Raw genomic sequence first — 7,103 nt, 5'->3', positions numbered from 1 at the left:
GCGGCATAAAATGATCGATGCGGGTCGGTTGCATGATGTGGCCCTCCAAAGTAAGTTGCTTGAACAGTTCACTTTAGGACCACTCTGCGAATTTGCCGACCCGTCCTCATACATAGGATCTAGTTTTCGAGGCGTCGCCAGTCGCACTGGTGAGCGTCGTTAAGCGTCAACGTTCGCTCCAGGTGCGGAAGGTCCATTCCCCAAAAGTCTGGTTTGAATTTAAAGACCATTTGGTTTAGAATTTGCCGTATGGCACAACACACGGCTCGCCCATCGACGCGTGGTCGGCCGCGAAGCTTCGATATTGACGCCGCGATCGAGCGCGCGATGGATGTCTTCTGGTCGAGCGGCTATCACGGCACTTCGCTTCCTGATCTGCTGGAGGCGACAAATCTTTCTCGCGGCAGCCTCTATGCTGCATTTGGGGATAAGCACGGGCTTTTCCTCCGAGCCCTCGACCGCTATATCGAGGACGCACTGGCTCGACTAGATGCCGAACTTGATTCGCCTAGGAGTGCCCTGACGGGTCTGCGTGCCTGCATCGCAGGCTATGTCGATCGCACGAGCGGCGTCAACGGCAAACGTGGCTGTTTGGTCGTGGCGACCGCGATGGAACTTTCTGCTCAGGATGACGAGGTCAGTTTTCGAATTGCCAAGTTCTTCCGGACGTTTGAGGCGCGACTGACTGCCACGTTGATACGGGCACAGGAAGCTGGGGAATTGGCCGAAGGCGTTGAACCTGCGAATGTCGCGCGCTTGCTGGTCTGCCTCGTCGAGGGTCTGCGGGTGGTAGGCAAGACTTCTCCGACTCGCGCCACGAACCAGGCTATGGTTGAAACTCTTCTAGATCGGCTCACGGGCTAAGACGTCAAACGACATCAATCCGTTCTCGCACGTTCATTTGTGGACTAAATGGTCTTGAAATGATTCAATGTCCCCGATCCAGTTCGTTTGTGCTGTGTTCGTTCCCGTGCTCTGGGGCTATCAGTTCGTGGCCATCAAGCTCGACCTGTCGGGGTTCCCGCCGCTGTTCTTTCCTGGGCTCCGTTTCCTGGCTATCGAACTGCTGCTCATTCCATTCGTCGCCAGACCCACGCGTAAGCAACCAGGCCCAATCCTGGCGATATCGGTATCTCTCAGCGCCCTGAACTTCGGGTTGCTTTATATCGGCCTTGGGCTCGGGAGACGGTTTGTGGTTCTCGCTCATTGCGCGCTGCTCGATGGGGCGCGTCGCGCCATTCGGCCTGCTGATGCCAGTGTTCCCGACAATGTCGAGCGTATTGTTCCTCGGTGACCGGCTGACTCCGATGCTGGTCATCGGGGGGGCCGGTCGCCCTCGTCGGTGTCGCTGTTACCCAGCGTAAACCGGTTGATAAGTCGGGCTAATAGAGGTTTATCAACTTTTTAATTCAACGAAAGGAAGAACACTGATGGCGACATTTGTTTTGGTGCATGGAGCTTTCCAGGGCGGCTGGGTCTATGCACGGGTTGCACGCATGCTTCGAAAGGCTGGTCACGAGGTTTACACGCCGACATTGACAGGACTAGGGGAGCGTTCCCACCTGGCGAATCACGCGATCAACCTCGATACGCACATCCAGGATATTGTCAACGTTTTCAAATACGAAGACCTTACCGATGTGATCCTCTGCGGCCATTCCTATGGAGGATTGGTGATCACCGGGGTGGCTGGAGAAATCGGCGACCGTATTCGGACGCTCTTCTACCTCGATGCCTATGCGCCGGCAAAGGGACAATCCCTGCTGGCCATTACCGGAGCGGAGATGTCACTTGCCGTTCTGGAGCAGGCAAGCGGGAACGAGGGGATGATCTCGCCGATCCCTGCTGCCGTATTTAACGTGAATCTCACGGATGCTCCCAGAGTAGATGCGATGTCCGTGCCACATCCGCTGGCATCCTTTGTGCAAGCCGTGCGAGTCGGCGCGGAATCGGTTCCCGTCGCCAGCCGTACATATGTTTTCGCGACAGCCAATGGTGGGGATTGGTTTGTCTCTACCCATGCGCGACTGAAGGACGATCCCCGATGGAAGGTACGTACAGTGGCGTCAGGCCATAACGTCATGCTCGACAATCCTGAAGAGCTAGCGTCGCTACTGCTGGAAGAGGTACCTATGGAATCCGCCATTTCACGGCATTGCTAGCCGATGACAGGTCTGCGGCGATGTGCTTTCCAAGCCGGCGCAATACGTCCGGCGGCTGCTCTGGCCCGAGTGTGTGAATTGACCTTTCGGCAGGGTCCGAAGTTCAGCAGTCGTTTGGATGGCTCACCAGTTGCGGATGTTCAGGGTCGTACGTGAAGCCGGGACAGCTACCGGCTAGTCGGGCGAGAATTCCTTGTCACGCAGCACCCTTCGCAGCAGCTTACCGCTCGGTGTCGTCGGCAGCGACGGCACGAAGGCGATGGCCCGCGGGTACTTGTAAGGGGCGGCGGCGCGTTTCACGTGCTCCGCCCGGCTATGCGCCATGGCGCAGTACCACGAAGGCCTTGGCGCTCGGGGTCCGAGCTTGCGACCACGGCGCTCTCGACGACGTCCGGGCGCTCGATCAGGGCGTTTTCCACTTCCATTGGGCCGATCCGGCAGCCGGCGGAACTGATGATAGGCGATGTCGCCCGTCAGGAATACTCGACGCCCGCGTAGGTCACTCGCGTGCAGGCCGTGCGCTCCGGATCATTCCAGTAGCCAAGCATCAGGCGCGGGCAGGGCAAGCGCACCGCCTGTTGTCCGCGCTCGCCGGCGGGTGAGGGCGCGGCAGATTCGTCGAGAATTGCCATCTTTACGCCCGGCAGCGGCCGGCCCATCGAGCCGGGAACTGGCGGGTGTTTCGGCGTGTTGGCGACGGTCATCAGCGTCTCGGTTTGGCCGTAGGACTCGATTAGCGGTACGCCGCTTACTTGCTGCCAGCGGCGCGTGACCTCTGGATTGACGGATTCGCCGGCCGATACCGGATGGCGCAGTCGGCTCAGCTCGCGGGGGCACCCGTGCGGGTCGAACCATCCGACTCCGAGGTTGCCGATGCGGCGCCGCGCCTGATGGGTTTGATCGAACGTCCCGCAGCAGTGCCCGGTCTGCAAGCGCAACTCGTGCGTGAAATGCACACTGGCTGCTGGTCGGAAAGCACGGCTCGATCCATGATTCGCCAACTAGGCTGGCCGGAAAGCCACGCCCAGCGCATGGCACGTGCCGTCGCCTTGCTGCGCACCGAATTCGCGCAGTCGCTTTTGATCGAGCGCCTGATAGAGGCCGGCATGAGCTCTTCCTCGTTCTACCAGGGTGGGCTACGAAAGCCTCCAGCAATTCACTCGGGAATACCGGCGAATGTTCTGCTTGCCTCCGGGCAAAGAATTAGCGACGACGCCTGAGTGGCAGAAAAAGGACTCGCATCCTGCATGCACACTCCTAGGATGAGTGGGTCATGGTGGTGGCCTGGGGATGCGAGCGAGCCGCACAACTTTTCGCTGAGCGCCGCCGGAACCTCGGCAGATCGGACCAATCTGGGCGACCTGATCGTCAGCCCGTTGGTGATTGCGTGGGGCGACGGTGCGTTGCGCACGGCGGCGTCAGTCGAGTTCGTGCTGCCGACCGGGCAGTATGACAGCCACGCGTTGCTCAACACGGGCAAGAACTACTACACAGCGCGCGCGCCCTGTATTTGCTCTGTCGTGGTTGCCGAACGACAAGGTCGAGGTCTCTGCCAAAATGACGTACAGCTTCAACTCACCGAACGACGACACGCACTACCATTCGGGCCAGCTTTTCCACACCGACTATTCGTGCCAGCTATGCGGTGACGCCAGCCATCCGTGTGGGGTCACGGGATACTTCATCAAGCAGACCACCGACGACAAGCAGAATGGCCACGCGGTAGGCGGCGACGGCTTCCGCGGGCAGGTCTTGGCCGTCGGCCCCGGCTTGCGTTACCAGTTCAGCAAGGCCAGCCTGGAGGTGCGCTGGGTGAAGGAGTTCTACGTCAGGAACCGGCCGGAAGGGAACGCGCTCTGGGCCAAGCTGGTCGTGCCGTTCTGAAGAGGCGGCTCGGGTGGTCTGTCGCATCTAGTTAGAGCCGGCTTGGCGCGCCGATTGCGACAAGGCACCTATGGCGGTTACTTATTCCTTCAAGGTAGTTCGATCCGTGTTCGAACGACTTTGAAAGGAGCGAACAAAGGACGTTTGCGAGGGCGTGCGCCAATGACCGGAATTGGAATCCGACGTAGCTGCGTCGGATGGCTCAAAGTGGCCGAGGTTCTCTCCTTGGTCTGACATCGCAAGTGCGACTCGCTCCCAAACGCCGTCGCGTCGCCATCGCGCGAAACGCATGTACACGGTGTGCCAGCGGCCAGACTTCGCAGGAAGATCGCGCCATGGACTGCCTAGCGCAAAGGGCATAATGAGCCACGTTTCATACCTGCCCTCGTTCGGGGAGCGAGCTAAAATCAGCCCGTGACCCTTGAGGACCCGGTGTGGCGACGCGACGTTCGGGCAATCGCGTGCCACCTGCTGGGTTATCAGCGGTGATTTGGGATGGCAAAAGAAGAAAAAATCGGCGGTAGACGTCCGAGCCGAAATGATCGGACTTCTGCTGGAATAGGCCCGGGCCTACAATATGTCGCCACCGCAGGACGCCCAATTCTTTCGCTCGCACCTTGACGTGCACGCCAGTGCCGTAGGAGCCTGGCCTCGTGATCATCTGCCATGGGGGGCGAGGATGAGGCGCAGCTTCGCGTTGCACAGTCGAATTTCATGTCTACCCTTTGAGGCAAGATGCCGTCGGTGACGGCGGACCATTTTTACCGACAACAAATGTCTCGACGCGACTCGCTACCTCCGCTTAATCCCACGCGGGCGTTTGAAGCCACTGGCCGCTTGCTCAGCGTCTCGAAGGCGGCTGACGAACTTTGTGTTACACCCGCCGCCGTGAGTCGGCAGGTCCGGGCACTCGAGACATTCCTTGGTGTGAGCCTGTTCGAGCGGATCCGAGGCGGCCTGGAACTAACCCCAGCCGGAGCCCGCTATCTGTCGGACCTGATGCCGCTGTTCAGTGCACTCAGGGAGTCTACCGAAGGCGTCATGGCGGGCGCCCCAGGTCGAAGCAATGTGCTGCGCATCCGCTCGCCGGCAACGTTTGCCGTGCGCTGGCTTATCCCGCGGCTGGCCAGTTTTCACCGTCTGCACCAGGATATTGACGTTCAGTTGACCACCGGCTCTGCGCCGCTGGATTTCCGGCGCGAGGATATCGACGCGGGCATCCAACTGGGCGACGGAGACTGGCCAGAGACGCACAGCCAGCGATTGATTCCCAACGAACTCATACCTGTTGCTGCGCCTTCGCGTGCGCGAAGAAAAGGCTGGAAGCTGGAGCGTGAGACTTTGTTGCATTCACTCGCGAGGCCGGAGGACTGGACGCTCTGGCTGAAGTTTGCCGGGTTTTCCACAGCGAACACCAATCGAGGGATGCGCTATGAGACTTCGTTGCTTGCCTACCAAGCGGCGGTGGAAGGTCACGGTGTCGCCATCGCGCAGAAAGCATTGGTTCTTAAGGAGTTGGAAGAGGGCTCACTTGTAGCTCCGTTCGACATGACCCTTGACCGCGGCGGGCACACCTATTACTTCGCGTGGCCGTCGCATAGGCCGGAATCCAAGTCCTTGAAGGCCTTCCGCCAGTGGCTGGCTAAGGTGGTCAGATAGGCTACTGACGGCCCCCAAGGTACTGCGCTGCAAGGGTGCATCACGCCAACCTTTTAACAAAAAGTCAACGCAAGTGGTCGATAAAGTCGATTGTCCCTAGTAGGTCCTGTACCTATCCTGATCGCAGATGGCAACCGCCGGCAGTTACGCCGAAGTTGGTGCCGGACAGGATAGGAGACCATGCTACGAGACAGTCTAGAGGGCGTTCGCGTCCTCGATTTTTCACACGTACTTGCAGGGCCGGTCTGTACCATGATGCTGGCCGATCTTGGTGCTCATGTAGTGAAGATCGAACCGCCGAATGGTGAAATTGGCCGGTCGATCGGACCGCCCTGGATCCACGGCGAGAGCGCCATCCACCTGAGCGTCAACCGGAACAAGGACAGCCTGGCGATCGACCTGAAGACCGATGCAGGCCGTCAGGCGATTCGGCAGATGGTGCGCTGCGCAGATGTCGTCGTCGAGAATTTCCGGCCTGGAGTCATGGCCAGTCTCGGACTGGATTATGAGACGCTCGCACGAGTAAACCCCCGTCTCGTCTATTGCTCGATCTCCGCCTTCGGGCAAACCGGATCGTCGCGCAGCCGCCCCGGCGTCGACGGAATCATTCAAGCGGTCAGCGGGCTAATGAGCACGTTGGGCGAGGCAGGGTCGGATCCTTTAAAAATCCCGGTTCCGGTTGCGGACATGGTCACGGGCTACCTGGCGACGATCGCCGTATTGGGTGCGTTGCACAAGACCCGGCATCGCGAGACGGGCCAGTACCTTGATATCAGCCTGTACAACGCGACCATCATGCTCCAGCAGATTGGCTTCGCCTCTTACTTTGCTAGTGGCGTGGAGCCAGAAAAGGCGGGAAGCGCGGCGCCGTATGCCGCACCCAACGAGGCCTTCCCAACGGCGGACGGCTGGCTGATGGTGGCTGCCTATCATCCTGACCGGTGGACCGCACTGTGCGACGTGCTTGATGTTCGGGCGTTGGAGACGGACCCGCGCTTCGCAGCAAATGCGGACCGAGTGCGCAACCGAACCGAGCTGCACAAGCTGCTAAGTCAGCGGTTCATGAAACGGAATAACGTGGAATGGATCCACATTCTCACGGCACGCGACATACTCTGTGCGCCCGTTTCCAGCTATGGAGATGTCGTCGGCTCCCAAGAGTACCGCGATAGCGGTATCGATTTGTGTGTTGACCATCCCATTGCCGGCAAAGTCCGCATGCCCGGCTTCGCCCTCGGCCCGTCGGACCGCAGTGTCCACCAGCCGCGGCCAGCGCCGATGGCCGGGCAACACTCCGCTGAAGTGCTCGCCGCCTATGGCGTGCCCTCCCAATCGATTGCGGAACTGCTGGCACGCGGAATCATCCGTACCGTTTCATAGCGAATCCAGCTAACCCTT

Annotated in this window: 11 protein-coding genes and 1 pseudogene; 9 read left to right on the top strand and 3 right to left on the bottom strand. The window is 59.8% G+C overall.

The window, feature by feature from the left end; translation table 11 throughout:
• The first annotated feature begins 249 nt into the window (after positions 1 to 249).
• The 4 genes from DN412_RS35500 to DN412_RS35490 all read left to right on the top strand — a co-directional run bounded on the left by DN412_RS35500 (position 250) and on the right by DN412_RS35490 (position 2,162).
• Positions 250 to 864 (top strand): TetR/AcrR family transcriptional regulator, encoded by a 615-nt coding sequence (locus DN412_RS35500; protein ID WP_115215829.1) that lies wholly within the window; start codon positions 250 to 252, stop codon positions 862 to 864.
• A 67-nt stretch (positions 865 to 931) separates the two neighbouring features.
• Entirely contained in the window at positions 932 to 1,294 is a 363-nt protein-coding gene (locus DN412_RS46250; protein ID WP_244222936.1) for an EamA family transporter, read from the top strand.
• Positions 1,251 to 1,364, top strand: coding sequence for a hypothetical protein (locus tag DN412_RS46065; RefSeq protein WP_482764221.1), 114 nt, complete (start codon positions 1,251 to 1,253; stop codon positions 1,362 to 1,364). Before DN412_RS46250 ends, DN412_RS46065 begins: the two co-directional genes overlap by 44 nt.
• Before the next feature lie 66 nt (positions 1,365 to 1,430).
• Positions 1,431 to 2,162 (top strand): alpha/beta hydrolase, encoded by a 732-nt coding sequence (locus DN412_RS35490; RefSeq protein WP_115215828.1) that lies wholly within the window; start codon positions 1,431 to 1,433, stop codon positions 2,160 to 2,162.
• Between the two features lie 174 nt (positions 2,163 to 2,336).
• Here DN412_RS35490 and DN412_RS45570 read toward each other — a convergent pair whose 3' ends face one another.
• Together DN412_RS45570 and DN412_RS35485 are read right to left on the bottom strand one after the other, a co-directional pair.
• Positions 2,337 to 2,462, bottom strand: coding sequence for a hypothetical protein (locus tag DN412_RS45570; RefSeq protein WP_279635287.1), 126 nt, complete (start codon positions 2,460 to 2,462; stop codon positions 2,337 to 2,339).
• Between the two features lie 173 nt (positions 2,463 to 2,635).
• Positions 2,636 to 3,094, bottom strand: a complete 459-nt coding sequence (locus DN412_RS35485; protein WP_161564095.1) for an AMP-binding protein — start codon at positions 3,092 to 3,094, stop codon at positions 2,636 to 2,638.
• A gap of 57 nt (positions 3,095 to 3,151) precedes the next feature.
• Between DN412_RS35485 and DN412_RS35480 the strand changes: the two genes are divergently transcribed.
• The 3 genes from DN412_RS35480 to DN412_RS45025 are packed head-to-tail and all read left to right on the top strand — an operon-like array spanning position 3,152 to position 4,046.
• Entirely contained in the window at positions 3,152 to 3,382 is a 231-nt protein-coding gene (locus DN412_RS35480) for a hypothetical protein (RefSeq protein WP_208647719.1), read from the top strand.
• Positions 3,383 to 3,409: 27 nt separating this feature from the next.
• Positions 3,410 to 3,811: a transporter gene (locus DN412_RS45030; protein WP_341868095.1), complete on the top strand. Its 402-nt coding sequence runs from the start codon at positions 3,410 to 3,412 to the stop codon at positions 3,809 to 3,811.
• On the top strand, positions 3,720 to 4,046 hold the full coding sequence (locus tag DN412_RS45025) for a SphA family protein (protein ID WP_244222935.1): 327 nt from the start codon (positions 3,720 to 3,722) through the stop codon (positions 4,044 to 4,046). The genes DN412_RS45030 and DN412_RS45025 overlap by 92 nt, the downstream gene beginning before the upstream one ends.
• 219 nt (positions 4,047 to 4,265) lie before the next feature.
• On the opposite strand, the pseudogene DN412_RS35470 reads toward DN412_RS45025, so the two are convergent.
• Positions 4,266 to 4,391, bottom strand: a pseudogene (locus tag DN412_RS35470) (transposase); the annotation flags it as partial.
• A gap of 429 nt (positions 4,392 to 4,820) precedes the next feature.
• Here DN412_RS35470 and DN412_RS35465 point away from each other — a divergent pair.
• Both DN412_RS35465 and DN412_RS35460 read left to right on the top strand, forming a co-directional pair.
• Entirely contained in the window at positions 4,821 to 5,705 is an 885-nt protein-coding gene (locus DN412_RS35465; protein ID WP_115215833.1) for a LysR substrate-binding domain-containing protein, read from the top strand.
• 180 nt (positions 5,706 to 5,885) lie between these two features.
• Complete coding sequence (locus DN412_RS35460; protein WP_115215826.1) at positions 5,886 to 7,085, top strand: CaiB/BaiF CoA transferase family protein; 1,200 nt, start codon at positions 5,886 to 5,888, stop codon at positions 7,083 to 7,085.
• Positions 7,086 to 7,103 lie beyond the last annotated feature (18 nt).

It is taken from the genome of Cupriavidus lacunae (genome assembly GCF_003353055.1).
Lineage (GTDB): Bacteria > Pseudomonadota > Gammaproteobacteria > Burkholderiales > Burkholderiaceae > Cupriavidus > Cupriavidus lacunae.
Note: the sequence above shows the minus strand (reverse complement) of the source record. Positions and strands in the feature narration are given on the sequence as shown.

What these genes read in the sequence shown, in the direction of transcription:
- DN412_RS35500 (WP_115215829.1), top strand. Translation starts at nt 250, where the DNA reads ATGGCACAACACACGGCTCGCCCATCGACGCGTGGTCGGCCGCGAAGC.
- DN412_RS46250 (WP_244222936.1), top strand. Translation starts at nt 932, where the DNA reads ATGTCCCCGATCCAGTTCGTTTGTGCTGTGTTCGTTCCCGTGCTCTGG.
- DN412_RS46065 (WP_482764221.1), top strand. Translation starts at nt 1,251, where the DNA reads ATGCCAGTGTTCCCGACAATGTCGAGCGTATTGTTCCTCGGTGACCGG.
- DN412_RS35490 (WP_115215828.1), top strand. Translation starts at nt 1,431, where the DNA reads ATGGCGACATTTGTTTTGGTGCATGGAGCTTTCCAGGGCGGCTGGGTC.
- DN412_RS35480 (WP_208647719.1), top strand. Translation starts at nt 3,152, where the DNA reads ATGATTCGCCAACTAGGCTGGCCGGAAAGCCACGCCCAGCGCATGGCA.
- DN412_RS45030 (WP_341868095.1), top strand. Translation starts at nt 3,410, where the DNA reads ATGCACACTCCTAGGATGAGTGGGTCATGGTGGTGGCCTGGGGATGCG.
- DN412_RS45025 (WP_244222935.1), top strand. Translation starts at nt 3,720, where the DNA reads ATGACGTACAGCTTCAACTCACCGAACGACGACACGCACTACCATTCG.
- DN412_RS35465 (WP_115215833.1), top strand. Translation starts at nt 4,821, where the DNA reads ATGTCTCGACGCGACTCGCTACCTCCGCTTAATCCCACGCGGGCGTTT.
- DN412_RS35460 (WP_115215826.1), top strand. Translation starts at nt 5,886, where the DNA reads ATGCTACGAGACAGTCTAGAGGGCGTTCGCGTCCTCGATTTTTCACAC.